Annotated in this window: 22 protein-coding genes and 3 riboswitches; of the genes, 17 read left to right on the top strand and 5 right to left on the bottom strand. The window is 48.2% G+C overall.

From position 1 onward, the window contains the following. The first annotated feature begins 79 nt into the window (after positions 1–79). Positions 80–1,453, top strand: coding sequence for a radical SAM protein (locus tag ACI77B_RS01695; protein ID WP_409337093.1), 1,374 nt, complete (start codon positions 80–82; stop codon positions 1,451–1,453). Positions 1,454–1,699: 246 nt separating this feature from the next. On the opposite strand, the gene ACI77B_RS01690 is transcribed toward ACI77B_RS01695, so the two are convergent. Further along, the gene (locus ACI77B_RS01690) at positions 1,700–2,368 is read right to left on the bottom strand and encodes a TetR/AcrR family transcriptional regulator (protein ID WP_409337092.1); all 669 of its coding nucleotides are present in this window, start codon (positions 2,366–2,368) and stop codon (positions 1,700–1,702) included. Between the two features lie 1,088 nt (positions 2,369–3,456). Here ACI77B_RS01690 and prdC point away from each other — a divergent pair. The 7 genes from prdC to ACI77B_RS01655 all read left to right on the top strand — a co-directional run bounded on the left by prdC (position 3,457) and on the right by ACI77B_RS01655 (position 9,809). Then, complete coding sequence (prdC, locus tag ACI77B_RS01685; RefSeq protein WP_409337091.1) at positions 3,457–4,779, top strand: proline reductase-associated electron transfer protein PrdC; 1,323 nt, start codon at positions 3,457–3,459, stop codon at positions 4,777–4,779. 265 nt (positions 4,780–5,044) lie between these two features. Continuing rightward, a complete protein-coding gene (locus tag ACI77B_RS01680) occupies positions 5,045–5,494 on the top strand; it encodes a sugar transporter (RefSeq protein WP_409337090.1) in 450 nt (149 codons plus the stop codon). A 32-nt stretch (positions 5,495–5,526) separates the two neighbouring features. Then, on the top strand, positions 5,527–7,368 hold the full coding sequence (gene prdA, locus ACI77B_RS01675; RefSeq protein ID WP_409337089.1) for a D-proline reductase (dithiol) proprotein PrdA: 1,842 nt from the start codon (positions 5,527–5,529) through the stop codon (positions 7,366–7,368). After that, positions 7,361–7,669, top strand: coding sequence for a CBO2463/CBO2479 domain-containing protein (locus ACI77B_RS01670; RefSeq protein WP_409337088.1), 309 nt, complete (start codon positions 7,361–7,363; stop codon positions 7,667–7,669). Before prdA ends, ACI77B_RS01670 begins: the two co-directional genes overlap by 8 nt. A gap of 11 nt (positions 7,670–7,680) precedes the next feature. Continuing rightward, positions 7,681–8,406 carry a D-proline reductase (dithiol) protein PrdB gene (gene prdB / locus ACI77B_RS01665; protein WP_409337087.1) on the top strand — a complete coding sequence of 242 codons (726 nt, stop codon included), beginning with the start codon at positions 7,681–7,683 and terminating at the stop codon, positions 8,404–8,406. A 125-nt stretch (positions 8,407–8,531) separates the two neighbouring features. Further along, entirely contained in the window at positions 8,532–9,302 is a 771-nt protein-coding gene (gene prdD / locus ACI77B_RS01660) for a proline reductase cluster protein PrdD (RefSeq protein WP_409337086.1), read from the top strand. A gap of 18 nt (positions 9,303–9,320) precedes the next feature. Then, on the top strand, positions 9,321–9,809 hold the full coding sequence (locus tag ACI77B_RS01655) for a glycine/sarcosine/betaine reductase component B subunit (RefSeq protein WP_178263332.1): 489 nt from the start codon (positions 9,321–9,323) through the stop codon (positions 9,807–9,809). A gap of 267 nt (positions 9,810–10,076) precedes the next feature. Here ACI77B_RS01655 and ACI77B_RS01650 read toward each other — a convergent pair whose 3' ends face one another. After that, positions 10,077–11,000, bottom strand: a complete 924-nt coding sequence (locus ACI77B_RS01650; RefSeq protein ID WP_409337085.1) for a permease — start codon at positions 10,998–11,000, stop codon at positions 10,077–10,079. Positions 11,001–11,824: 824 nt separating this feature from the next. After that, positions 11,825–12,454, bottom strand: a complete 630-nt coding sequence (locus tag ACI77B_RS01645; RefSeq protein WP_409337084.1) for a TetR/AcrR family transcriptional regulator — start codon at positions 12,452–12,454, stop codon at positions 11,825–11,827. 400 nt (positions 12,455–12,854) lie between these two features. Between ACI77B_RS01645 and ACI77B_RS01640 the strand changes: the two genes are divergently transcribed. The 3 genes from ACI77B_RS01640 (at position 12,855) to ACI77B_RS01630 (ending at position 17,993) form a co-directional block, all read left to right on the top strand. Beyond that, positions 12,855–14,987 (top strand): efflux RND transporter permease subunit, encoded by a 2,133-nt coding sequence (locus ACI77B_RS01640; RefSeq protein ID WP_409337083.1) that lies wholly within the window; start codon positions 12,855–12,857, stop codon positions 14,985–14,987. Positions 14,988–15,012: 25 nt separating this feature from the next. Beyond that, the gene (locus tag ACI77B_RS01635) at positions 15,013–17,211 is read left to right on the top strand and encodes a hypothetical protein (protein WP_409337682.1); all 2,199 of its coding nucleotides are present in this window, start codon (positions 15,013–15,015) and stop codon (positions 17,209–17,211) included. A gap of 173 nt (positions 17,212–17,384) precedes the next feature. After that, the gene (locus ACI77B_RS01630) at positions 17,385–17,993 is read left to right on the top strand and encodes an ECF transporter S component (protein WP_409337082.1); all 609 of its coding nucleotides are present in this window, start codon (positions 17,385–17,387) and stop codon (positions 17,991–17,993) included. 220 nt (positions 17,994–18,213) lie between these two features. Here the strand turns inward: ACI77B_RS01630 and ACI77B_RS01625 are convergent, their stop codons facing one another. Together ACI77B_RS01625 and ACI77B_RS01620 are read right to left on the bottom strand one after the other, a co-directional pair. Further along, entirely contained in the window at positions 18,214–19,377 is a 1,164-nt protein-coding gene (locus tag ACI77B_RS01625; protein WP_409337081.1) for a THUMP domain-containing class I SAM-dependent RNA methyltransferase, read from the bottom strand. Between the two features lie 50 nt (positions 19,378–19,427). Next, the gene (locus ACI77B_RS01620; protein WP_409337080.1) at positions 19,428–20,024 is read right to left on the bottom strand and encodes a hypothetical protein; all 597 of its coding nucleotides are present in this window, start codon (positions 20,022–20,024) and stop codon (positions 19,428–19,430) included. A 265-nt stretch (positions 20,025–20,289) separates the two neighbouring features. Between ACI77B_RS01620 and ACI77B_RS01615 the strand changes: the two genes are divergently transcribed. From ACI77B_RS01615 to ACI77B_RS01590, 6 genes are all read left to right on the top strand, one after another. Beyond that, positions 20,290–21,465: an NAD(P)-dependent malic enzyme gene (locus ACI77B_RS01615; protein WP_409337079.1), complete on the top strand. Its 1,176-nt coding sequence runs from the start codon at positions 20,290–20,292 to the stop codon at positions 21,463–21,465. A 185-nt stretch (positions 21,466–21,650) separates the two neighbouring features. Beyond that, a riboswitch (cyclic di-GMP riboswitch) is annotated at positions 21,651–21,736 on the top strand. An 88-nt stretch (positions 21,737–21,824) separates the two neighbouring features. After that, a riboswitch (cyclic di-GMP riboswitch) is annotated at positions 21,825–21,917 on the top strand. A 147-nt stretch (positions 21,918–22,064) separates the two neighbouring features. After that, positions 22,065–22,937 (top strand): transglutaminase domain-containing protein, encoded by an 873-nt coding sequence (locus tag ACI77B_RS01610; protein WP_409337078.1) that lies wholly within the window; start codon positions 22,065–22,067, stop codon positions 22,935–22,937. Positions 22,938–23,451: 514 nt separating this feature from the next. After that, complete coding sequence (locus ACI77B_RS01605; protein WP_409337077.1) at positions 23,452–23,901, top strand: COG2426 family protein; 450 nt, start codon at positions 23,452–23,454, stop codon at positions 23,899–23,901. Between the two features lie 98 nt (positions 23,902–23,999). Beyond that, the gene (locus ACI77B_RS01600; RefSeq protein WP_409337076.1) at positions 24,000–24,176 is read left to right on the top strand and encodes a hypothetical protein; all 177 of its coding nucleotides are present in this window, start codon (positions 24,000–24,002) and stop codon (positions 24,174–24,176) included. Continuing rightward, complete coding sequence (locus tag ACI77B_RS01595) at positions 24,139–24,753, top strand: class II aldolase/adducin family protein (protein ID WP_409337075.1); 615 nt, start codon at positions 24,139–24,141, stop codon at positions 24,751–24,753. Before ACI77B_RS01600 ends, ACI77B_RS01595 begins: the two co-directional genes overlap by 38 nt. After that, positions 24,734–25,321 (top strand): class II aldolase/adducin family protein, encoded by a 588-nt coding sequence (locus ACI77B_RS01590; protein WP_409337074.1) that lies wholly within the window; start codon positions 24,734–24,736, stop codon positions 25,319–25,321. Before ACI77B_RS01595 ends, ACI77B_RS01590 begins: the two co-directional genes overlap by 20 nt. 172 nt (positions 25,322–25,493) lie before the next feature. After that, positions 25,494–25,620, top strand: a riboswitch (glycine riboswitch). Positions 25,621–25,812 lie beyond the last annotated feature (192 nt).

The raw sequence follows: 25,812 nt of genomic DNA, 5'->3' as shown, positions 1-25,812 counted from the left end.
TAAGTAACAGAGAGTATAATATCAATAAGGGGAAGCCTCTTGAAAGGCTGTTTTTTGTCGAGAGAAAGGGGAAGATCATATGAGTTCGATTGCACATGCTGCAGAAAGAAAAGCGTTTGAAATAGCATTAAACAGTGTTCTGAAGAAATCAAAGAATGCTCGTGAAGAGGGATTTGTCAGTGTTGTTAATATGTTTCAGAAAATCCTGGGAAATACCTGGCCGCCGGAGGCGTTCGACAAGCTGCGTGAGACTTTCGGAAAGGATGGGAAATGGACACAGTTCTTCTGTAATCTGCTTGACAGCAGAGATACGGAATTTCTGAAGGGAATTTTTATGTCCTTCGGATATGAAGGTGCACTGTCTGGATACCGGCAGACAAAGAAAATGAGCGAGAAGTTAGGCACACATCTTCCGTGGGTGATTCTGTTCGACCCGACCAGTGCCTGCAACCTGCACTGTACGGGCTGCTGGGCTGCGGAATATAAACACACGCTGAACCTGAGCTATGAGGATATGGACAGCATCGTCACACAGGGAACGGAGCTGGGCATCCATGAATACGTTATGACCGGCGGAGAGCCGATGGTCAGAAAAGATGACATCATCCGTCTTGCCGGGAAACATTCCGACTGCGGATTCATGATTTTCACCAATGGAACGCTGGTCGACCAGAAATTCTGTGATGATGTCAGAAGATGCAAGAACATCGTTCTGGTCATGAGTATTGAAGGATTCGAGGAAACAACGGATGCACGCCGCGGAAAGGGCACATTCCAGAAAGTTATGGACGCCATGGATCTGATGAATAAGAATGGCCTGGTTTACGGCACTTCCATCTGCTACACCAGTAAGAACATTCAATCCGTAACGAGCGATGAATTCTTCGATTTCCTGATCAGCAAGGGTGTACAGTTCTCCTGGTACTTCCATTATATGCCGGTAGGCAATGATGCGGATGTAGATCTGATGCCGACGCCGGAGCAGAGAGAATATATGTACCACCGTATCCGCGAGGTCAGAGGGTTTGAGGGCGGAAAGCCGATCTGGCTGATGGACTTCCAGAACGACGGCGACAAGGTCGGCGGATGCATCGCAGGCGGACGTGAGTACTGCCACATCAACCCGAACGGCGATGTAGAACCTTGCGTATTCATCCATTATTCCAGCGCCAACATTCACGATAAGTCCTTGCTGGAATGTCTGCAGCAGCCGCTGTTCAAGGCTTACCAGGATGACCAGCCATTTAACGGCAATCTCCTGCGTCCGTGCCCGATGCTGGAAAATCCGGAATATCTGCGCGAGCTGGTGAAGAAGACCGGCGCGAAGAGCACGGATATGCTGAGCCCGGAGAGCGCAGAGCATCTGTGCGGAAAGTGCGATGCCTACGCAAAAGCATGGCAGCCGACTGCGGACAGGCTCTGGAATGAGGAACACCCGCAGCAGAATGCTTAGAACGGAGAAATCTGCAGTTTCTCTTGTGGATGACCCTGGATTCAGCTTTTTCGATGCTGGGAAATCAGTTTATAAAAAACCGCTGCCACCTTGATGGTGGCAGCGGTTTTATCATTCTTTCAATTCGGTGCTGCTGGGGTTTATGCGGTTTGCGTGACCGGCAGCTGCAGAAGGGAGGCGGATGAAAATATGCCCGCCCGCATCAACCAGTGAACTTCCCCGAGGGAGTATATACTTCTGAAGCGGTTAAAGATCCGAACGTGAACTTATGTACGCATCGATAAAGGTCTGTTTGACATTGTCATCCAGTTCGGCGCCGTCATAGCCGTGGCGAAACCGGTCCAGAATGGATTTCAGCAGATAGGTCGATATCGTTGTCAGGCTGTACTTTCCCTTACACAGGGCCCAGTCATACAGCATGGAACGTTCAAACATGGCGTAGATCTTTACCAGCTGGTTCAGCGTGAAGCGCTGGTCAAATTCTCCGGAATCCAGTCCTTCTTTTATAATTTCCGTAATATACTTGAAATAGAAACGGCTGCTGTTAAGCAGGTGGCGTTCGCCGTCAGTGGTCAGCTGCGTGCCGTACATGTAAGCCAGCAGGTGAATATCAACGTTATCTGCGATCATCTGAAACAGTTCATGATTCAGATAAAGCAGTTTGTCTGAGGCGGACATTTCCGGCTTGTGTTCATCCAGTTCTTCTGACAGCTCGATATATTTCTGATCGAACAGATCGGACAGTGTGCCGAGAAGAGCGTCTTTTCCCTTGAAATAGTGGTAGAAAGAGCCTTTGGACGTCTTGGACTCTTTAATAATGTCTTCGATTGTGGTTTCATCGTAGCCTTTCGTATAGAAGAGCTTCCATGCCGCGTCCACAATCTTCTGCTTTGTTGTTCTCTTTTTACGTCCCATGTTTTTACTTACCTCTTTCTTTTATTTTTCATGATCGTTATGCAGATGAATACATAAGGATGGACCTCTCCGGAATCACCCGGGTATTCTGCTGTCTTTATGTGTTTTGTAATTATGGAGTATCCCGTGAAAAAATCAGGATGCTGTCCGATCCCGGATCCGGGACCTCAATACCTTGGAATTGTATACGTAAATCAAGATGTATTAGATAATATTATATCGTAAAATGTAAAAGATTAGAACTATAATCCAAAAGAAAATCGATAGAAATGAGTAAAATTATATTGATTAGATATATCTATCTGATTTTATTTGCAACAATTGATTGAAAGACAGACGAGTCAAAAAATAAGAGGGAGTATCGTGTATACAGTGTACCGATTGTCCGGAGCTTTGAAATTCTGGTACTGTGATCGGGATTTAAGGAGAAGAAAAGCAGAAAAATGGGATAAAAATTACTTTTCTTTCGATGAGGGGTGCGGGAAACGATTGAGCTGGGGAAAACGTTGTGTTCGATCGATAAAAAAATCACAGGAAAAACGGACAAATCATGTGGCGGTTTCCAATTATTTTTGACAGCAGAATGGGAAGAGATCCGATTTAAATAAATTATAGATCGATAGAAGTTTTAAAATGTCATCAATCGTCCATAGTGGGGAAAAAACAATAAACCGCTGAATAGAACGCGGTTCAGTCGTATTATTGATGAAAATCGGAAAAGCATTGAAATGCCAATGATAAAAGGACTGATAAAACTCTGTTATTTTTTTAATAATTTCATTGCAATCCTGTTGAAGATGTGATATTGTAAATGTACATGAGGTTGCGATGAGGTATTCGTAAGCGACATAGTTAATCGAATCACAATTATGTATTCTTATACATCCAGACTTCCGGAGGAAAATCCGGCAGGAAGGATGGACAGAAACCAGTGATCGGACTGTGTTTTTCCGGGCATTCTGTTACCGGCGCTAATATTTAGAAAATTATCACGTTAACCTGTCGAGTAATTAACAATAACTTAGTGAAAATCCAGATACCTGGTATTGAATTAAATAGAAGTGTTAGGCTAAGAGGAGTGTAACAGTATGGACAATTTACAGATTTTGCTCCGGCAGCATGTCGGCAAACCGTGTGCACCGATCGTCAAGAAGGGCGACAGGGTTAAGAAAGGTACGCTGATTGCAGAGCCGACAGGACTGGGAGCTAACATTTTCTCCAGTGTTTACGGAACAGTTGAGGATGTTCTGGACGACCGCATCATTATTAAAGCTGACGATGAGCAGCCGGATGAGTATGAGAAGATCAAGGAAGGCAGCAAGCTGGATATGGTCAAGGAAGCTGGAGTCGTCGGACAGGGCGGTGCAGGATTCCCGACAGGCGTTAAGCTGGACTGCGATCTGAAGGATGGATATATCCTCGTAAACGCATCCGAGTGTGAGCCGGGACTGGCACACAACATCGCACGTCTGGAACAGGATCCGGAGAAGGTTATCCGCGGAGCAGAATATGCAAAGGAAATCTCCAATGCTTCCAAGGTAATCATCGCAATCAAGAGAAAACATCATAAAGCAATCAAGACAATCGATGCAGCAATCAAGGACAGACCGGACGTATCCATGCATCTTCTGGCAGACATTTATCCGGAAGGAGAGGAGCGTGCAGTCGTAAGAGAGTGCCTGGGCATCGAGCTCGAGCCTTCACAGCTGCCATCCGCTGCCAACGCAATTGTCATCAACTGCGAGACATGCGCAAGAGTATGTGAAGCCATTGAAGAAAGAAAGCCATCCTATTCCAAGGACATGACCGTCCGCGGAAAGCTGAACGGCGGAAGCGAGCCGCACGTCTTCTTCGACGTACCGGTTGGAACTTCTGTTAATGATATGATTGAGAAAGCCGGCGGAATTGACGGCGAGTACGGTGAAATCCTTCTCGGAGGACCGTTCACAGGAAGACCGACAACACTGGATTCCCCAGTTACCAAGTCCTCCGGAGCGATTCTGGTCAGCATTCCGTTCCCGGATCTTCACGGCGCCAAGTGTGGTATTCTGGTCTGCGCATGCAGCGGAACAGAGGACAGACTCAGAGACGTTGTAAAGAAGATGAACGGCGAAGTAATCTCTGTATGCAAGTGCAAGCAGGCTCAGGAACAGAAGAACGGATCTCTGAAGTGTGAGCGTCCGGGAATCTGTCCTGGACAGGTTAAGAACAACATGCAGTTTAAGAAGGATAAATGCGAATATATCCTGATCGGAAACTGCTCTGACTGTTCCAACACTGTAATGGCATCCGCTCCTAAGATGGGGCTGAAGGTATTCCACCTGACCGACCATATGATGAGAACGATTGGCCATCCGCTGTACAGACACATGACTGTATCCAGAGAAGTCAGCCAGGATATTGATTTTTAGGAGAATTTCAGCTAGAAATTTCGAATAGAAAAAACCGATTTGCCAATTTAATTAAGGGCAATTAATATTTGATAGAAAACGGAAGATCGTGGGAGCGCGGGGGAAGCTTTCTGCCGCCCCGGCGCTCAGGTTAATCGACAAAAGATAACTTTTCAAGAGGGAAGCGGAACCCCCGAATCCGTCGAGCTTTTGAGGCATATCGACCGTTTGCCTATATATCTGTAACTTGCAGACACAATGATTGCAAAAAGAGGAGGAGAAACCAATGTCTATTTCAGAAGAATACGCGAAAGAACATTCCGGCGATCCTGCAGTACTGTGCTGCAGGGCAGAAGAGGGAACCGTCATTACATCACATAATCTGGAAGACCCTACGATCTTCCCAGATCTGGTTGATTCCGGACTGCTGAATATTGACGGAGCACTGACAATCGGACAGGTTCTCGGTGCAACCCTGACAAAAACAGAGGATTCACTGACTGCTCTGACACCAGACAACCTGAAGGATTATTCCGAAGCAGGAGCTGATGAAGAAGCAGCAGAGGATGAAACAAGCGAAACCACAGAGACGCCGGCTCCGGCAGCTCTGTCTGGTGCAACGGTATCTGCTGCCGTAACAGGCGGCATGATGAAGATCCATATCGGCGAAGGAAAGGACATTGACCTGGAAGTCCCGACATGGGTATTCGGCGGAGAAGCACCTGCTGACCGTTAAATAGTGCTGAAAAGTTAAAGGAGGAAACGTATATGTCCATTTCAGCTGAAACAGCTAAAGAACATGCTAAGGATCCAGCAGTACTGTGCTGCAGAGCAGAGGAAGGCACAGTAATTCAGGCATCCAACCTGGAAGATCCGGCTATCTTCGACGACCTCGTTGAGTCCGGACTTCTGAATCTCGACGGCGCACTGACAATCGGACAGGTTATCGGCGCAACAATGACTAAGACCTGCGATTCTCTGACCGCTCTGACGGCAGACAATCTGAAGGGTTACACTGAGGCTCCGGCTGAGGAAGCAGCTCCTGCAGAAGAAGAGGCTCCGGCTGAGGAAGCAGCACCGGCTGCAGTAGCAGGCGGCATGATGAAGATCCACATCGGTGAAGGAAAAGACATCGATCTGGAGATTCCTACAGGAGTATTCGGCGGAAGCGCTGCAGCACCGGCAGCACCGGCTGCAGTAGCAGCTCAGGTTGCAGGCGCAGCAGCACCGGCAGAAGAAGAGGCTGAGGGCAAGGTTGTAAGAGACCTGACAAGAAAGCACTATAAGATCACAGAGGTTAAGAGAGGACCGGAGACAAAGATCGAAGGAACAACTCTTTACATCCGTGAAGGTATTGAGAAGGATGTAATCGCTGACCAGGAGCTGGTTCACGACTTCAAGCTCGAGATCATCACACCGGATAAGTATCATACATATTCCGAGACAATCATGGACGTTCAGCCGATCGCTACAAAGGAAGGCGACGACCTGCTCGGAACAGGCACAACCAGAGTTCTGGACGGTGCAGTAATGATGCTGACAGGAACAGATGACAATGGCGTTCAGATCGGTGAGTTCGGTTCTTCCGAGGGATACCTCGACGAGAACATTCAGTGGGGACGTCCGGGCTGCCCGGAGAAGGGTGAAATCTTCATCAAGGGTCAGGTTACTATCCAGGCTAAGACCAACATGGAGAGACGTGGACCGATCGCAGCTCATACAGCATTCGACGTTGTTACACAGGAAATCCGTGAGGCAATGAAGGATCTGGATGATTCCCTGGTTGTTGACACAGAGAAGTTCGAGCAGTTCCGTCATCCTGGAAAGAAGAAGGTTGTCATCGTTAAGGAAATCATGGGACAGGGTGCTATGCATGATAACTTCATCCTGCCGGTAGAGCCAGTCGGAGTTCTGGGAGCTAGACCGAACGTAGAACTCGGAAACGTTCCTGTAATGTGCTCACCTCTGGAAGTACTGGACGGCTGCATTCATGCTCTGACATGCATCGGACCTGCATCCAAGGAAATGTCCAGACATTACTGGAGAGAGCCGGTTGTCCTGGAAGCTCTGAGCGATCCTGAAATCGACCTTTGCGGAGTTATCTTTGTCGGATCCCCGCAGATCAATGCTGAGAAATATTATGTATCCCGTCGTCTGGGAATGATGGTTGAGGCTCTGGACGTTGACGGTGCAATCGTAACAACAGAGGGATTCGGAAACAACCACATCGACTTCTCCAGCCACATCGAGCAGATCGGCATGAGAGGAATTCCGGTAGTAGGAATGAGCTTCTGCGCTAACCAGGGTGCTCTGGTAGTTGGAAACAAGTACATGAACGCTATGGTTGACAACAACAAGTCCAAGTCCGGTATTGAGAACGAGGTACTGGGATGCAACACTCTGGCACCAGAGGATGCAACACGTGCTATGTACATGCTGAAGGCTGAGATGGCCGGCGAGTCTGTAAAGGCACCTGAGAGAAAGTGGAATCCGGCAGTTAAGCAGAACAATGTTGAACTGATCGAGGAAGCATCCGGCGAGAAGATTGAACTCGAAGAGAACGAGCAGTCCCTGCCGATGTCCCAGAAGAGAAAAGAGAAGTATGACTAATAAGATTGAGACGAAAGAACTGAAGTATGGCGATAAAATTATCCGGATGGAAGGTGTCATCGTAGAGGTGCACGAAGAGGGTATTGCAGTCGATCTTAAGGGACGCCTGGGATATCTGAGAGTACCGAACCGCATGGTCATTTCGGACTATCCGTTTAAAGTCGGACAGGAAGTCGCCTGGAACATGAGTTTCATCGAGCAGCTCGGTCCGGACGTCAATACCAAGTACGTCAGCAATCATGATATGTACCTCAGACGTCAGAAAGAGATGGCTGAGAAAAACTCGAAAGATAAAGAGTAGGAGGATTCAATATGAGCTTAACTGTAGTTAAAGGATTACAGTCTGAAATCTTTGTACCTATTACTCCTAAGTCAATTTTCACACCATGCACAAAGAAGCTGAAGGACATGCGTATCGCATTCGCAACAGCTGCTGGTGTTCATCTGAAGACTCAGGAGAGATTCAACCTCGCTGGAGATACAACTTACAGAGAGATTCCGGACACAGTAACAGATGATGAACTGATGGTATCCCATGGTGGATACGATAACTCCGACGTTAATAAGGACATCAACTGCATGTTCCCTATTGACAGACTGCATGAACTCGTAAAAGAGGGATTCATCAAGGAAACAGCACCGTACCATTACGGATTCATGGGCGGCGGCGGAGACATCCAGGTCTTCACAGAGAAGACAGGTCCTGCAATTGCACAGAGACTGAAAGAAGAAGATGTTGACGGCGTTCTCATGACCGCTGGCTGAGGAACCTGCCACCGCTCTGCAGTTATTGTGCAGAGAGCGATTGAAGCTGCTGGAATTCCGACGGTAATCATTGCCGCACTTCCGCCAGTTGTACGTCAGCAGGGAACTCCGCGTGCCGTAGCTCCGCTGGTACCGATGGGTGCTAACTGTGGTGAGCCGCACAACGTTGAGATGCAGACGAACATTGTTAAGGGTGCTCTGCAGGCACTCGAAGACATCGAGACACCGGGAAAGATTGTTCCGCTGCCATACGAGTACACAGCTAAGCTGTAAGTCTTCGGGGATTCTGAGAATCCTGAACATGGACATTTCAGGGGGCAGATTAAAATCTGCCCCTTTTTTACTAGTGAAGTGTGGTAAAATATTAACAGAATTGAGAATAAGGAGGTTGGAAAGATATGCCGGATAAGACAATTGACCATGGAAGGCTGGAAATTAAATGCTTCCATATCAACGATGTTGACTTTGGCGAAAAGAATGAAGTCGACTCGAAGGGGAAGATGAGGGTCTGCAAGGATATGCTCGACAAGCTGGCGGAGGAAAAGTCAGAATTTATCGATCATATCGATTTGCAAGTAATTCAGCCTGATGACCATGACCGCTACACCAACACGATTATGGACTTTATTCCGATTTCCACCAAGGTCCTGGGCGCTATCGGAACGGGAGTTACCTACACCCTCACCGGTGTGTACTTTATGCTGACCGGTGTAGACACAGAAGGAATCCAGGCCCATGAGTTCGGATCTTCAGAAGGCAATCTGAAGGACCAGGTTATCCTTGACCGTCCGAGCACCCCAAAAACTGGAGACATCATCATTTCCTTTGATGTTACCATGAAGGCGGGCATGTCGGAAGAGCGTAAGGGCTGCTATGCGGCTCATGAGGTCTGCGACATGTTCATACAGGAATTCCGCAACCAGATGAAGCATTTCAATGCCAATGACTGCACAGAAAAGCACGTTTATCATGATGTAGAGCGTCCGGGACGCAAGAAGATCGTGATCATCCGTCAGGTTGCCGGACAGGGCGCGATGTACGATATGTACCTCTTCCCGGATGAGCCGAGCGGCGCCATAGGAGGCCGGTCCATCATCGATATGGGCAATATGCCGGTTATCGTCACACCGAATGAGTACAGAGACGGAATTCTGCGTTCCATGCAGTAGTGGAGAAAGGAGAAAACTATGGGAATTGGTCCATCAACCAAGGAAACTTCACTTCATCATTTCCAGGATCCGCTTCTGGAAGTGGTATCAGAAGATACAGACGTCGATCTGATGGGAATCATCATCGTCGGTACGCCGGATGATAATGTCGATAAGATCAGAGTCGGCACCAGAGCCGCGATTATGGCAGACTGCATGCGTGCTGACGGAGCTCTGATCTCCGCAGACGGATGGGGAAACAGTGACGTTGACTTCACCAACACCTGCGAACAGCTGGGCAGAAGAGGGATCTGCGTAGCCGGACTGCACTTCTCCGGACGCACGGCCCAGTTCGTTGTTACGAACGACTACCTCGGAAATATTATCGACACCAATAAAAGCAAGGAAGGAACCGAGACAACCGTACTCGGAGAAAATAACATGAATAAGCTGGACTGCCGGAAAGCGCTGGTCCGCCTGAAGATGGATATGCGCAAGCACGACAGAGGCCGCGGCACCACAGAATAGCCGTATTGCTGAGGATTGAGATGCAGCATCGACACACCGCCAGAGGGATTTCCCCTGGCGGTTTTCTTTTGCCCTGAGGACAAAGGCTGAAGAGCCAGGGGATGGTCTGGATGTGACAATACACCGCTGCGAGGGCTGTCCGCAGAGGGCTGCCGGCTGTGGAATATGTTCTGTGACAGGTGATATTAACGGCATGAAAAAAGAGAGCCTGCTTGAGGCTCTCTAATATAGCATTTATGGACTTCAATGCGGTGATGCTGTTTAAACTTATGCAGCTGTTCCTGCTTTCTTCGCCTTGGTGTCCTTGATTCCGTCTCTGAGGAAGAGGATTGCGGTGAAGAATACAACGAATACAACCAGGATCGTCAGAATCTTGATCGGCAGAGACTTTACGAATGTGTAAGCGATGAATACGCCGATGCATCCGAAGATTCCCTGTGTGATAACACCGATCATGTCGTAACGGGACTGCTTAACGAATACCGGAGTATTTCCGAATGCCATCAGGTATGCACAGCTTCCCATCATGATCGGGAATGCAGCCTGTACGTTCATGCCCAGCAGTGCAACCAGAGCCATGCACGGTGCGTAGAGGCCAACGCCGACGTTCATCAGAGCGCCCAGGACGAAGTTGCATACGATTCCGATGATGAGCTTGGAACCGTGAAGTGCAGTAGCTGTTCCTGTCGTACCAAACGGGCCGACATTAGTGACTTTGCAGGCCATGATAATGCCCAGGACAGTAAGTCCGACACCCATGGCGTAACGTACAGTTGTACGATTCCATTTGGTAACGATGTTTGCTCCGAGAGCGGATCCCAGGGTTGCTGCGACCAGCATGGAAACCAGTGTCAGCGGGTCCAAGTCAACGAGACTGAAGAAGAGGAAGGCCTCCATCAGGACCGGGAATGTATCTCCTACGTTCAGTGTTCCCGGTACGTTGATGTCATCAATGGAACCTCTGATCTTGAACAGAGCAGAGGATGTAGCGAAGGATCCGACACCCAGGGTATCGAAGAAGTTTGCTACTACGCCGACCATGGCATTCCACAGAAAGAATTTTTTCTGTTGTGCAAACAATTTTCTTCCTTCCTCTGTGCTGCGCTTTTTATGAACGCTTGCAGCAACGAGGATAAAGTCAAAGATAAATCCGATGATGCAGATGATTTTCAAGATCGTACTTACTTTCATAATATCTCTCCTACATTCTAAATGTCGAAATAAGTGCCGTTCGCTGCCTGTCTCATACATTCAGAATATTCAAGCCGGAATACGAGCGGGCTGAATAGAATTGTATATGCATAAATATACGAAAACTAAATACTTGTATCAGGCAGCGGGTTCTAACAAATCTCCCCCGATGACTTGTTAATTAATGTACTATCATTCTACCGAAGGGTATCAATTATGTCAATAAAAACCTGTGAAAAATTTGACCATGTATAATGTATGTTTATGCATTATAGGGTGAATAATAGTGATTCCAACGGGAATAGAATATGCGGAATATTATGACAATAGTGCAATGTAAAATTCGTAGAATGCATTCTATAATGTATTCTAGAACAAATGCACACCCTCAGGTGAATGTGAATTCTGTGTGATGGCAACAAAATTATTGAAAAAGATAATGTATACGCTCTGTAGTATCCAAAATATCCATTATTTTATTGATAAAACAGATAGGTAAAAAATATCCAGTGTAAAATATTCTGGTGATGTCGATGGAATTATAAATATTTATTTATGTACGGAAAGAAATACTAGAACGTCTTACAGAATGGTTTCTGCGTGAGAGAAATATAGTTTTGCCTAAAGCGTTATATAGCGGAATAAATTTTCTGATTCGGAGTTTGGAATGGATGGAATGGCCGCGAGGGCTGGAAAGCAGGGAAAACGGGAATAAGAGTTCCGGCCTGCTGTCGTCTGATGGACAGGCAGTAAAATGTCTGTCATGCATGGACCGGGACAGCAGAAAGCAGCCGGGATTTTCAGCTGCCGGCTGCTAGCGGCTGCTAGCGGCTTTTTTTCAGTGCGTCATTGGCAATCAGCCGGATGCAGTTATAGAGGTAAGGTTTATATTCGCTGAAGGTTACCGGTTCTCCGTGCAGGATAATGTTGTAGCAGGTGGAGTTGGTCAGTTCGATGATCGTATAGATCAGCAGAAGCGGTTCCTGCAGATGAATTCCCTCTTCTTCCATGGCACCCAGAATAAACTTCTGGAAGTCGATGACATCTTCATTTTTCTTAACAAATTCCGCAGAGTTTTTAAACAGCCCCCAGCTGAGAGATTTAGAAATAAATTTCAGCATAGCGATATCTTTAGAAAGAACAGTAATAATGTAGTCAGTAATAAAGACAAGCTTATCCGCAAAACTGCCGATGTCCTTTCTGTGCTGAAGGGCTTTTACGGCGCGGGCAAGAAGCTGACTGGATTTTACTCCGATCAGTTCATCCCGGATATCCGTTTTATCGTTAAAATAGAGATAAAAGGTGCCTTTTCCGACACCAGCCCGGCGGGCAATCTGAAGGACTGTTGTTTTTGTATATCCGACAGTGGTGAACAGTTCATAAGCACTGTCCAGCAGCGCATTTCTTTTCTTGCGCTTCTTGATTTCGTTTTTTGTCAGTTCATGTTCTGCCATGATATACCTCTCTGTTTGATAAAAGACATAATTGCTACTTAAATCCTAGCATCGAAATGACTTTTGGTCAACTTTATTGTTGGGCAGAATATGGTAATGTTCTGAATATAGAATGTTGAAATTTCAATATGTCTGGAATATATACATAATGGCGGATTTGTATAGAGATGAAAAGATTGACGGGCGGTCAGTTTCGTGCTAGGATATTTTTTGTAATAAAAGTGACTCTGCTGTTTTGGGTGCATGTGTATTAAATGAAATATTTAAGAAGTTAATTTGCCTGTATGCATGGCAATGGACTGGTTAAACCTATATAATAGACATGATAAACAAAAAATACAGAGTAAGTAGAATCTATGTAAACGAGACAGAATCAAGGTTTTGAAAAGAGGAGGAATACATGGGAGGATTCGGAGAGAAAATCGTTAAATCCCGATATGTAATCCTCGTGGTTGCTGTATTACTGCTGATCCCTTCAGTTCTCGGCATCAAGGCCACGCGTATCAATTACGATATGCTGACCTACCTGCCGAAAAATCTGGAGACCATGAAAGGACAGGATCTGCTGCTGCACGATTTCGGCAAAGGCGGATTTTCCATGGTTGTTACCGAGAACATGAAATCCAAGCAGGTCGCGGATCTGAAAAATAAGATCAGCAAGGTCAACCACGTGGATAGCGTTGTCAATCTTGACGAAGTGATCAATCCGAACGTTCCGCTGGCGATGTATCCGGAAAGTGTTCGAAAGAACATCCAGAATCCGGATGCGTCCATGCTGGTCGTTTTCTATGACACATCGACATCGGCGGAACCGACACTGAAAGCCGTGACACAGATCCGGCATCTGTGTACGAAGGATGCGTATGTGTCCGGTATGAGTGCGCTGGTACAGGATCTGAAGAATCTGTGCGAACAGGAAGAAGCGAAGTACGTGCTGATCGCCGTGCTGCTTTCCCTTGCCGCAATGATGCTCCTGCTGGATTCCTTCGCCGCGCCGTTCCTGTTCATTCTCAGTATCGGAATGGCAATCATATATAACCTCGGGTCCAACGTCATGTTCGGAGAAATCTCCTATATCACCAAGGCGATTGCCGCTGTCCTGCAGCTGGGCACCACCATGGACTATTCGATTTTCCTCTGGCACAGCTATATGGAGAATCTGGACAAAGGGCACGAGCGCAAGGAGGCAATGGCTTCCGCGGTAAATGAGACACTGATTTCCGTAACCGGAAGTTCCGTCACGACCATCGCCGGATTCCTGGCCCTCTGTTTCATGACGTATACAATGGGACGAGATCTGGGACTGGTTATGGCCAAGGGAGTACTGCTGGGAGTAATCACTTCCGTTACGATCCTGCCGTCGCTGCTGCTGCTGTTCAGCAGGCTGCTTGAACGCACCAGACATAAGTCACTGATTCCGGACGCCGGCAAACTGGCACATGGGCTGACCAGTCGTTACGGTATTTACATCGCGATTTTTGCGATTGCCCTGGCACCTGCAATTTACGGATATACACAGGACAATGTCATCTACGACTTCAGCAAGATGTTCACCGGAAGCGGCGGAAAGAGCCTGTCAGAATCGCAGGCGCCGGTAATTAAGGCAAATCAGAAACTGCAGGAAGACTTCAATATCGGAACTACACATATGATCATCGCTAAGTCCAGTCTGCCGTCTAAAGATGGTAAAGGAATGACGGAGGCGATTGAAAAAGTTGACGGTGTCAACAACGTTATCGGATACGATGCTTTCCTCGGAGAGGCCGTTCCAAGACAGATCCTTCCGGACGGCCTGGAAACGGCACTGTCAGCCAAGAGACATCAGCTGATTCTGGTCAATTCGGCGTATAAGGTTTCGACGACTAAGTGTAATAACCAGATTGACCGGATAAATACGATTATAAGGAAGTACGATCCGACCGCAAAGCTGATCGGAGAGGGACCGGCGACCAAGGATCTGATTCAGATTACCAACAGGGATTTCAAGATAGTAAATATCATTTCCATCCTTGCGGTATTCTTCATCATATTCTTTGTCCTGAGGAGTGTATCGCTTCCATTCATCCTGGTTGCGGTCATCGAGTTCGCCATATACATGAATCTGGGAATATCCGGATTCACGCATCTGGAACTCCCGTTCATCGTTCCGGTCTGCATCAGTACCATTCAGCTGGGATCTACGGTAGACTACGCGATCCTGCTGTCAACGAGGTATAAGACGGAGCGGATGGCCGGAAACAGCAAGCGCCAGGCGATTGAAACCGCGACAACTTTCGCTATTCCGTCCATCATCACCAGTGCGCTTGGATTCTTTACGGCCACATTCGGTGTAGGCGTGTATTCCAACATTGGAATCATCAGTACGCTCTGCGATCTGATGGCCAGAGGTGCGATCATCAGTATGATCAGTGTAATTCTGGTACTGCCGTCACTCCTGATGGCGCTGGATAAAGTTGTCTGCGCGACGACCATAGGACTTCGGAAGAAAGATTTCCTGAAGAGACAAAATGCAGATACGAATATAGAAGCATAGTTCGGAGGGGTTAGAATTGAAGAGAGTGTTGAATAGCAAGGCAAAGAAGATTGCTGTACTGTGCCTCGCCGGTGCGCTGGTAACAACTACCTGCGTCGGAGTGGAGTGGTATAAGCAGAAAAACAGCAATGGTGTCTATGCGGCTGCGAAGACGCAGAAGGCCATTGAGAAGAATTATCCGTCCATCACACCGTCTGTATCCGGTGACGGAAAGCAGCAGAAGGATGAGACGGTATATGTCATTAAAGATGCAAATGGCGTGCAGAAGAACGTCTATGTGGAGGAATGGCTCCGCAACGGAACCAAATCCGATAAAATCGACGACGTATCCAATCTGAAAAAGATCAAGAATACAGCCGGCGATGAAACCTATAAGAAGAATGGGGACAAGCTGACCTGGAATGCCAAGGGAGATGACATCCGTTATGAAGGAACGACGGATAAGGATCTTCCGGTCAGCGTAAACGTCTCTTACTTCCTGAACGGAAAGAGAATGACAGCGGATCAGATCGCCGGAAAATCCGGAAATGTAAAGATCCAGTTTAAGTATGACGTTCACAAGGTTGACGTGGTGAACGAAGGCGGAGAACAGTATTCCCTGAACCATCCATACACCATGGCCAGCGGTGTCATGCTGGATAATTCCCATTTCACGGATGTGAAAGTCAGCAGTGGAAAGAGCCTGAACGACGGAAACAATACCGTCTGCCTCGGCATTGCCTTCCCGGGAATGAAACAGAACCTGAATCTGAAGAACAATAAACTGGACATTCCGGAAAGCGTAACGATCACCGCCAAGACCGATGATTTTGAGATTGACGGAACATACACAGCAGCTCTGGATGGTGTCCTCAGCGACCTGAACCTCAGCAGCATCACCGGCGGCAGCATGGGCAAGCTGGATGAGCTCACATCAGGACTCACACAGCTGAGCAATGCTTCAAACCAGCTGGTCAATGGTGCGGACAAGCTCAGAGGCGGCGCGAATAAACTGCTGGCTGGATCACAGTCTCTGCAGAGCGGAGCAGCTTCCCTGGCATCCGGAGCCAATTCCCTGGCGGCAGGAACCGGAAGAGTTGCCAGCGGCAGCAGCCAGCTGAGCAGCGGCATCGTTTCTCTGTATCAGGGACTCGGACAGCTCAGCGCCAACAGCCAGGCCCTGCGCCAGGCAACCTACACACTGGAAAATCAGGTCTTCAAGACAGCGGGATCGCAGATCAACAAAGCCCTGAAAGAGCAGAACATCACGATGACGGTAAGCCTGACTCCATCCAACTATGTTCAGCAGCTGTCCGGAATTACCGGAAAGGCATCCGGAGCGGCAGAAACACAGCTTCGTCAGGCACTTGTAAAGGCCGGTGTTTCCGATAAAACAACGCAGAACAACATTCTGTCCCTTGCCTATAACCAGATGATGACGGCGAAGAATGCGGGAACATCGATGAGTGTAACTTCTGCAGTCACCAAGGCCGGCACACTGGCAAAGGAAGCACAGGCTGTTCAGGCAGCGACATCCAACAGCGAGATCCAGAAACAGGCTGTTTCCCAGGTTGGAATTACGGCATCTACCGAACAGATTGCAGCTGCGGCAACGTCCATCTACCTGCAGAATCAGGGCATGTCCGCTGCAGAAGCAGCCACAAAGGCAAAAGAATATGTCCAGGCAGCGGCACTGTATCAGGATGCGGCAAAGAGTGCTTCTTCCAACACAACGGCGCTGATCAACTATGCGGCGGCATCCAGTGATGCAGTAAAGAACGCTTCTTCTCAGCTGAATTCTGTGAAGACTTCTCTGGATTCACTGGTTGCCTATGTAAAGGCGGTTGAGACTTATACAGCAGGCGTTGACAGTGCATATGCGGGAAGCAAGAAGCTGGTATCCGGAGCAGCTTCCCTGGCATCCGGCGCACAGCAGCTGAACAGCGGAGCAGCTTCCCTGGCATCCGGTGCACAGAAACTGAGCAAGGGAGCGCAGTCTCTGACGAACGGAATCGGTTCTCTGGCCAGCGGAGCCAATTCTCTGAGCAGCGGAATGAATAAGTTCAACGCTCAGGGTATCCAGAAGCTGACCGGTTCTCTGAACGGAGAAGAGCTGAAAGATATGACCAACCGTCTGGAAGCAATCGTACAGGCTTCTAAGAGAAGCAGCATGATCGGCGGAATTGCAGACAATATGTCCGGCGAGAGCCGCATGATCTTCAAGACCATGGAAGTGAAGAAATAACAGAAGGATTTCTGAATGAGCATGAGCATCTGCATATTATGTGCAGATAGAAATATGCAGCAGGCATCCGGCAGAAGGCCGGGTGCCTGTTTTTTATGTGTAATTGACCGGAAAGAAGTGTATAATAAGGCATGTATAAAAATTGTATCTGCAGAAGAGAGGAATCAGAGTTTATGAATCAGGAACAGACCAATACAACCCGGAAAACGCGCAACGCCGTTCTGATCGCTATGTTCGGCGCAGTCAGCATGGTGCTGATGCTCCTGGAATTTCCAATTCCGATTGCCCCTCCGTTTATGAAAATCGATCTGTCGGACCTTCCGGCGATCCTGGGAACCTTTATGATCGGCCCGGGAGCCGGTGCAGGGATTGCCGCGCTGAAGATTGTCCTGAAACTGGTGTTTAAGGGAACGGATACGGCTTTCGTCGGAGAACTTTCTAATTTCGTCTGCGCGCTGATGTATATTCTTCCGTCGTACTTCTTCTATCACCGGAAGAAAACAAAGAAGAGAGCGGCCATTTCGCTGATGCTGGGCACACTTTCCGTCAGCATCCTGGCTGTATTTGTCAACTACTTCATTATGTTCCCGCTGTATTCCAAGCTCTATGGAATGCCGCTGAAGGCGATCATCGCCATGGGAACGGCAGTCAACAGTCACATTAACGGTCTGTTTTCGATGATGCTGATCATTGTGTTCCCGTTTAACATTCTTAAATATGGAATTGTATCGGTCATCACCTTCATCGCCTATAAGCGGCTGAAACGGGCGCTGATCCACTAAAGATAAGCAGGGAATAAGGGGATAAGCAGGGAACGATCGGTCTGTGCAGGTGGAGCAAACACGGCTGCCGGACGGAAATTCCCGGACAGGACCGGACTGGAGATGGAGTACAGAAGACCGGTCATAGTAGAAATAAAAGAAAACAAAACAAAAAATCCCGGGACAAGAGTGCGGATGAAGGACAGCTTCACCGGCACTTCCGCCCGGGATTTTTATTATTCTATTTTTTTCGTTCCGGCCGTTTTCCGTGGAACTGGTAGTAACAGACTTTCAGATGTCCGTTGTACAGCTTCCTGCGGCGGTCGGCAGGACGTTTAAACCATTTTTTCTCAATCGTTTCATCGGAGGTGATCATGAACACGGACCAGTCCGGACGTGCCTGATAGAAGTCGGAGACAGTCCGGTAGATTTTCTCCTGGATTTTCCGGTCTCCGATACGTTCCCCGTAAGGAGGATTCATGATGATGATGCCGGACGGAGGAAGGGCAGAAACATCCGCGCTTTCCGGGTCCAGAAGATCGGCCATGTTGTTGTTCAGGAAGCGGATGTCCTCATCGACACCGGCGTTTTCTGCATTAATTTTCGCGGCATGGTAAGCGTGGGCGCTGATGTCGCAGGCCGTAATATGAAGCTCCCTGCTGTAGTCGATCGCCTGGTAGGCGGCCGTCCGTTCTTCTTTCCAGAGATTTTTCGGGATAAAGTCCCATTCTTCTGATGCAAAGTGCCGGCTGAGTCCCGGCGCGATGTTTCTTCCGATCATGGCAGCTTCAATCGGAATTGTTCCGGATCCGGTGCAGGGGTCCAGCAGGTAACGGTCAGGATGCCAGAAGGTCAGCTGAATCATCGCAGCGGCCAGTGTTTCCTTGATCGGCGCAGGAACAGCTTCTGTACGGTATCCGCGCTTATGGAGCGCCTCGCCGCTGGTATCGACTGCAACAACAGCAGTATCCTTCAGCAGGGTCAGACGGACTGTATATTCCGCTCCGGTCTCCGGGAAATGGTCCATGCCGTATGCCTCTGAAAGCCGGCAGACGATGGCCTTCTTCACGGTTTTCTGGTTTACCGGCTCGCTTCGGAGTTTTGATTTTACCGTGGAAACCAGTACCGTGAATTTTCCGTCGGGCGGAATCAGTTCCTCCCAGGCCATTCCCTTTACCGTCTGAAAGAGGTCTTCCGATTCTTCGGCCCGGAATTCCCCCATTTTCAGCATAACGCGGTCTGCCGTGCGCAGCCAGAGGTTGGAGCGCACGATGGCACGCTCATCTCCGGTATAGGTCACTTTTCCGTTTTCTGTCTTTTCAATTTTATATCCAAGCGCTTCGACTTCCCGCTTTACAACGGCTTCCAGTCCAAAGGCAGTGATGGCGATTAAATCCAGTTTCATCCTTGCTCGTTCCTTTTTTGTCCTGAGAGAAAAATCCTGCAGGCAGGGGCCTACAGGGAAATAAGAATATTATTCAGCACCATCATGTCGACGGCCATAATCAGCTGCGGGATCATCAGAAGCCAGTAAGCGAGGTGAACGTTGGCCATCGGATAGGAAATCGAGCAGAAGATGCCGATGATGACCGTTCCGATGATCAGGTTCGTGGTCTTGGATGTCTGGCGGGTCGCGAAGGCGTCAATCTCGTAGAATTTCTGTGTAACGGACGCTTCTATGCAGCCCCAGACGACGCAGACCGGCAGAAGAATCGTCGCTGCGGTCAGTCCCTGTTTCAGAACAACCAGGGAAATAAATTCCATGACTGCGATGGCGGCGATGCCGAAGATCGTGATTTTCCGGTAGCTCAGCGAAATCTCGTTCTTCACCTCGAACTGTGTGCGGATGCCGTCGATGGACATGTAGATGCACCAGACCGCGAGGATGATGCCGATTACCAGCGCGATGTCTGCGAGTTTCGGCCAGATACCGTGCATTACCGGCCGGCGGTAGGTAATCAGATTGTAGATCACATAACCCATAACGGCGAAGGTCATCCATGCCGTGCCGTTAATCAGATGCTTCAGGCCGTTTTCCTGTTTTGCTGTCATTGTGAATAATCAACTCCATTCTTGTTGTTTCATACATAGTAAATGAACCTGACAAAAGAAACTCTGCCAGGCCGCAGTTATTGCACCGGGAAGGTTCATGATCCTCCGGATGCACGTACTTTGCATGCATTATACCATAAATCGGAGGCAGATGAAATGCAGAAATCCCTGCATAACGGTTGCGTTTTTGGGCCATTGAGATAAAATAATACAGTATATATTTTTGAAAATATGAGTGGATTAGAAATTTGGAGGGATAATTAGTATGGATTATGCAAAGGAATCTCTGCGTCTGCACGGTGAATGGGGCGGTAAGATCGAGGTTGTTTCCCGTGTTCCGGTAAAGGATAAGGATGATCTTTCACTGGCATACACACCGGGCGTTGCGCAGCCTTGTCTGGAGATCCAGAAGGATGAAAACCGCGCCTATGATCTGACAAGAAAGTGGAATATGTGTGCGGTCATTACAGATGGTTCTGCAGTTCTGGGACTGGGAGACATCGGTCCGCAGGCGGCAATGCCGGTTATGGAGGGAAAGTGCGTCCTTTTCAAGTCTTTTGCGGACGTTGACGCATTCCCGCTCTGCGTGGATTCCAAGGATGTAGATACCTTTGTCAACACGGCAGCGCTGATTTCCAAGTCTTTCGGCGGAATCAACCTGGAGGACATTTCTGCACCGCGCTGCTTTGAGATTGAGCGCAAGCTGAAAGAACGCTGCGACATTCCGATTTTCCACGACGACCAGCACGGAACAGCCGTCATCACCCTTGCGGGACTGACCAATGCTCTGAGAGTTGTCGGAAAGAAGAAAGAGGATGTCAAGGTCGTCACTTCAGGAGCAGGTGCTGCCGCAATTTCCATCACAAAGCTGCTGCTTTCCGCAGGATTTAAGGATATCGTCATGACCGACCGCCACGGCGCAATTTACAAGGGCCGCGAGGATGGAATGAATTGGATTAAGAAGGAAATGGCAGAGGTTACCAATCAGGAAATGCAGAAGGGAAGCCTTGCTGACGTTCTGAAGGGCGCAGACGTATTTATCGGCGTTTCCGCTCCTGGACTGGTGACAAAAGAAATGGTCAAGAGCATGAACAAGGATGCGATCATCTTCGCTTGTGCCAATCCGACACCGGAAATCTTCCCGGATGAGGCTGCTGAAGGTGGTGCTGCAGTAATTTCCACCGGACGTTCCGATTTCCCGAACCAGATTAATAACGTTCTGGCATTCCCGGGAATCTTCAGAGGTGCATTCGATGTCCGTGCATCTGAGATCAATGAAGAAATGAAGATGGCCGCAGCGCAGGCACTGGCTGACCTGATCAAGCCGGAAGAACTTTCTGCAGAGTACATTATCCCGAAGGCATTCGATCCGGCAGTAGGACCGGCCGTCGCAAAGGCTGTCGCAGAGGCCGCACGCAAGAGCGGTGTCGCGCGCATCTAAGGCAGAGGATGGAAAAGTCAAAGAGCTTTTCTATGATTTTACACAGTTTATAGAACTGTGGCAGACTACGCTGTACAAGGGCTGAACATCAAATCAGGACGTTTTTTGTGTAAAAAGTGAAGATTTATAAAGAAAACGCTTGATATCATCTCCGCCATTTGCTACAGTACTAATCGAAAGGGTTGAAAATTAAAAGGCACCCATACCGAAAGGTATGTTCGCAAAACTAGAGGGCCTTTCTCCGGAAGGAGAGTGGCAGCCAGCTGCATTAGTTCGACGTAAACGACGAATGTAAAGCGATTACGGGTGTTTTAGAGTACCTGTAATCGCTGTTTTAGTTTTCAGATCCGGTCAATTAAAGTCTTCAAGGGCAAAACAGCCGAAAGGCTGTGACGCAAAGCTAAAGGGTCTTCCTCTGTATGAAGATACGGAGATGACAGCCAGTTGCATTCTTGAGTCGTCTGGGTCTTTTTCGTGCCCGAATTTCTGCCACGATTATCGTATGGTGGAGAATTCGGAAAGCTCGAAATGTTAACACTCGCGGCAACAGGCACTGATCTGGGCTTTGCTTCCTTGCATCATGGAAGGGAGTATGCGGTATGAAAAGCGAAAGGAAAGAAAGGAACGTATTCGCGAAAACAATCATTCTCGTATTAACCGTTATTGTATTCATGGCAATGGGAACCGCTGCATCGTATGCGGATGATAACACATTCACCAGCTACAGCGATGCACAGAAGTACATTTACCAGAATGTCATGGAAATGAATCCGGAAATCAACTACACGCTGAAAGTAGACAGCATGGGTTCCGCATTTGATACATTTTCTTCTACCAGCATTTCCGGCCTGACCAGTCTGGATGACGGACTGAATACGGCAGGAGATTATGCGGCATGGAATCTGTATAACGGCGATGAATTCTCCTACAGCTGTGAAAAAGTTGATGGACAGTATGTCATTCACGTACAGGACAAGGTCAGCTACAGACTGAGCAAGAGTCAGGAGCGGACCTATAAAGAGAAGTTGAACAGCGTAATGGCATCCATCGGAACAAGCGGCAGCGACAAGCAGAAAGTAAAAAGAATTTATAAGTACGTCACGAAAAATGTGAAATACGATTACAGCTCAAATCTGAAGGATACAGCGTATACAGCCTATGCAGCACTGGTAAATAAAAAAGCCGTCTGCAACGGATATGCGGCTCTGGTTTACGACATGTGCCGTAAAGCAGGTGTTCCCTGCAGAGTAATCGTAGGACAGGCAAACGGCGGACTTCACGCATGGAACCTGATCAAGATCGGAAACAAGTGGTATAACGCTGATGCAACCTGGGATGCAGGAGAAAGCAGCTACCGCTATTTCCTGAAGTCTGATAAGCAGTTCAGAGGACATAAGCGTGCAGCAGCATACCGTTCCAAGAGATTCAAGGCGCTCTGCCCGACCTCCGCTTCAAGCATGAAAATCAAGTAGATCTTCATCCGGAAGAATGACGGAGTTCAGAAATCATCAATCTGCGATGTTAAAACTAGAATTGCGATATAAAATATAGATTTTGCGATATAAAGATAAATTTGCGATATTGAAAATACATTTTGCGATATAGAAGATAGAGATTCCGCGAGCCGGGAGACGATCACCCGGCCCGCAGTGAAAACCAGGGCCTGAGGGCCAGATTAATTTATGCGATATAAAATATAGATAGAGAATCAGACGGCTCAGCGAAAGCAGAAACTTTCGTGGAGCCGTTTTCCTGTGTGAAACAGCATGTCCTGCAGCAAAGTGTGGGGCAGACACAGGAACTTGACATGAAACGGCATGAGAAAGACTGCGGAAAAGACGTCGGAGACGTGTAGAAATCATGCTTTTCAGAGTTTGTGGACAGTTGAAAATACATACCGCTATTCGAATTGTATGCTATAATATTGTAAAATTTTACTGGAAGTTCTGCCAATGGTGCAGGCAAATGCAGCGGAGAGGAAATTGCATGAAGGTACTTCTGATTGAATTTTTAATGGCAATGGTGCCGGTGGTGGAACTCCGCGGTGCTCTTCCGTTTGCCATTGCGAAGGGCGCAGCGCCACTGGCCGCGTATGTTATCGCGGCGGCGGGGAATCTGCTGCCGGTTCCATTTATTATTCTGTTTCTGCGAAAGCTGATTTTGTTCTTACGGGGAAGAAGCACATGGCTTGACCATATTCTGGACCGGCTGGAACAGAAAGCGGAGAAAAACAGGAAGAAGGCAGAGCGTTATGAATGGCTGGGCCTGTGTATTCTGGTTGCGGTACCGCTTCCCGGAACTGGAGCCTGGACCGGCGCGCTGGTCGCATCGCTGGCAGAAATGAGGATGAAACGGGCGCTTCCGAGCATTACTCTCGGGGTGCTGATTGCGGATGCAGTCGTCCTGGCGGTCAGCATGGGAATTAAGATTTTGTAGGGAAAGCGACACTGTTAATTTATGGAAAATATGTAATGTTTTCCATATGGACGCATATTCATCCGTACGATATAATGTCAGTATTGAGGAATTTTATAATGCCAGTTCATAAAACGGAAGAACTTTACGTTTATGAACATACTGTACTTCTGATGAACGGAGCGGCGGAACAGAGACTTACAGATGCTTCTGCCGTAAGACGTCAGATGCTGCAGAGAATGGGAGAGGTGAACAAGAATGGATCAGAAACAGCTGATTACGGAATACGCGGATAAAATTGCAGCGCTTCCGTACTCTGCGGGGCCTGCGCCAAGAATCATTCTTAAAAAAGACGGAAGAATTTTTGCCACAAAAAGAGGAACGGATTTCCGCTATATTTCCGATGAGGATATTATAGAAGTGTCCAGAATGCTGGATCAGCTGGATACCGTGGAGGCAGCTGCGCTCATGAAGCTGAAAAAGCAGAAAGCGATGATCCTTGCCCGTACACCTTTTGTCGGAAAATATATCGATGCCGGGAAGCCGATCGGAGCCTGCCTGGATGATATGGCACAGATTATCGGAAGAAGGGTTCCGATTGTTCACCGGAGTGTCCGTGAAATTACCGCTGCGCTGAATGATACGAGCGCGGTTCTGCTGAAGGGACGCTATGCGGTGACCTGCGGGCGGACGCTGTATGAGGCGTATACGGCGCTTCTGGTGCTGGAGAAGTCGGCAAAGGTAAATATCAAGGCATCTGTCATCGGCGGTGCCAGACATATCGGGAAGCTGGACTGCAGGATGATGCGGAATTTCTATTTATACCGGTATTCAAAGTCAGAAAGGGAGCAGGATGATGATATTGAGGGCTGAAGAAGAGTGCAGAGAGATGCTGGTCGTATACGGACAGAGGCTTCTGGCATCCGGACTGGTGCAGGGCACCTGGGGCAATCTTTCCGTACGCCTGAACGATGAGAAAATGCTGGTCACGCCTTCCGGACTGGATTATGAACGCCTTCAGCCGGAAGACATGGTGGTCGTTTCCATCAAAAACCTGAAATATGACCGTTTTGGAAACAAACCGACATCGGAAAGGGGCCTGCATGCGGGAATTTACCGTCGTCGTCCTGATGCCGGCGCGGTTATTCACACTCATTCGACATACTGCAGTGTGTTTGCGGCAGCAAAGATGCCTCTGGAGGTGGAAAATCCGGTTCTGGCTGAGGAAGTCGGAAGCATTATCCGGGTTGCGGATTATGCCCGCCCGGGGACGAATGCACTGTCCAGAAACACGATCCGTGCGCTCGGCAGCGGAAAGGGATGCATCATGGCGCATCACGGCATGATTTGCTGCGGAGTGGATCTGAAACAGGCCTTTCATACCTGCAGTGCGATTGAAGAGGCAGCGAGACAGTATATCGAAAGTCGCATAAACGACTGATTGTTTGAGCATTATCAAATAATTTAACCGGATGTAAAGAGTATTGAAAATATATTGTACACATGGCGCAGAAGTATTGACACCGCGGAGTGAAATCGATTAAGATAAAGTTGAAGATAACGGAAACGGAATGGATTCTAGAATACGTTCTCGTAAAAAAGTGAATATCCAGATGAAGCGATGTGGAGACTTTCTGTCAGCCGGCATGTGAACAGCCGGGGCAGGAAACCGATGGAGAAAACACCGGCTGCGCCACAGACGGTGTGAAGCTTTCAGGTACAAGGGACACATTGCGGATGGAGCTCTGGAAAGGCCGCGGGCAGATCAGTGAATTGTATGGTTTTGAATTGAAACTGTCCAAAGGCCGCCGAAGAAGTGATGCTTTCAGGCAAAAGTACTGAGATTTTGAGGCACGTTGAAGTTTACGTGCGGTCAAAGTCTCTTTTTTAATGCTTAAACGCTTTAACGCGTTAATGTGACTGAAGGCCAGA

This window comes from Eubacterium sp. F2 (genome assembly GCF_046244355.1).
Lineage (GTDB): Bacteria > Bacillota > Clostridia > Peptostreptococcales > Anaerovoracaceae > Aminicella.
The sequence above is the reverse complement of the archived record's forward strand: the minus strand, read 5'-3'. Positions and strand labels throughout refer to the sequence as shown.

What these genes read in the sequence shown, in the direction of transcription:
- ACI77B_RS01695 (WP_409337093.1), top strand. Translation starts at nt 80, where the DNA reads ATGAGTTCGATTGCACATGCTGCAGAAAGAAAAGCGTTTGAAATAGCA.
- ACI77B_RS01690 (WP_409337092.1), bottom strand. Translation starts at nt 2,368, where the DNA reads ATGGGACGTAAAAAGAGAACAACAAAGCAGAAGATTGTGGACGCGGCA.
- prdC (WP_409337091.1), top strand. Translation starts at nt 3,457, where the DNA reads ATGGACAATTTACAGATTTTGCTCCGGCAGCATGTCGGCAAACCGTGT.
- ACI77B_RS01680 (WP_409337090.1), top strand. Translation starts at nt 5,045, where the DNA reads ATGTCTATTTCAGAAGAATACGCGAAAGAACATTCCGGCGATCCTGCA.
- prdA (WP_409337089.1), top strand. Translation starts at nt 5,527, where the DNA reads ATGTCCATTTCAGCTGAAACAGCTAAAGAACATGCTAAGGATCCAGCA.
- ACI77B_RS01670 (WP_409337088.1), top strand. Translation starts at nt 7,361, where the DNA reads ATGACTAATAAGATTGAGACGAAAGAACTGAAGTATGGCGATAAAATT.
- prdD (WP_409337086.1), top strand. Translation starts at nt 8,532, where the DNA reads ATGCCGGATAAGACAATTGACCATGGAAGGCTGGAAATTAAATGCTTC.
- ACI77B_RS01655 (WP_178263332.1), top strand. Translation starts at nt 9,321, where the DNA reads ATGGGAATTGGTCCATCAACCAAGGAAACTTCACTTCATCATTTCCAG.
- ACI77B_RS01650 (WP_409337085.1), bottom strand. Translation starts at nt 11,000, where the DNA reads ATGAAAGTAAGTACGATCTTGAAAATCATCTGCATCATCGGATTTATC.
- ACI77B_RS01645 (WP_409337084.1), bottom strand. Translation starts at nt 12,454, where the DNA reads ATGGCAGAACATGAACTGACAAAAAACGAAATCAAGAAGCGCAAGAAA.
- ACI77B_RS01640 (WP_409337083.1), top strand. Translation starts at nt 12,855, where the DNA reads ATGGGAGGATTCGGAGAGAAAATCGTTAAATCCCGATATGTAATCCTC.
- ACI77B_RS01630 (WP_409337082.1), top strand. Translation starts at nt 17,385, where the DNA reads ATGAATCAGGAACAGACCAATACAACCCGGAAAACGCGCAACGCCGTT.
- ACI77B_RS01625 (WP_409337081.1), bottom strand. Translation starts at nt 19,377, where the DNA reads ATGAAACTGGATTTAATCGCCATCACTGCCTTTGGACTGGAAGCCGTT.
- ACI77B_RS01620 (WP_409337080.1), bottom strand. Translation starts at nt 20,024, where the DNA reads ATGACAGCAAAACAGGAAAACGGCCTGAAGCATCTGATTAACGGCACG.
- ACI77B_RS01615 (WP_409337079.1), top strand. Translation starts at nt 20,290, where the DNA reads ATGGATTATGCAAAGGAATCTCTGCGTCTGCACGGTGAATGGGGCGGT.
- ACI77B_RS01610 (WP_409337078.1), top strand. Translation starts at nt 22,065, where the DNA reads ATGAAAAGCGAAAGGAAAGAAAGGAACGTATTCGCGAAAACAATCATT.
- ACI77B_RS01605 (WP_409337077.1), top strand. Translation starts at nt 23,452, where the DNA reads ATGAAGGTACTTCTGATTGAATTTTTAATGGCAATGGTGCCGGTGGTG.
- ACI77B_RS01600 (WP_409337076.1), top strand. Translation starts at nt 24,000, where the DNA reads ATGCCAGTTCATAAAACGGAAGAACTTTACGTTTATGAACATACTGTA.
- ACI77B_RS01595 (WP_409337075.1), top strand. Translation starts at nt 24,139, where the DNA reads ATGGATCAGAAACAGCTGATTACGGAATACGCGGATAAAATTGCAGCG.
- ACI77B_RS01590 (WP_409337074.1), top strand. Translation starts at nt 24,734, where the DNA reads ATGATGATATTGAGGGCTGAAGAAGAGTGCAGAGAGATGCTGGTCGTA.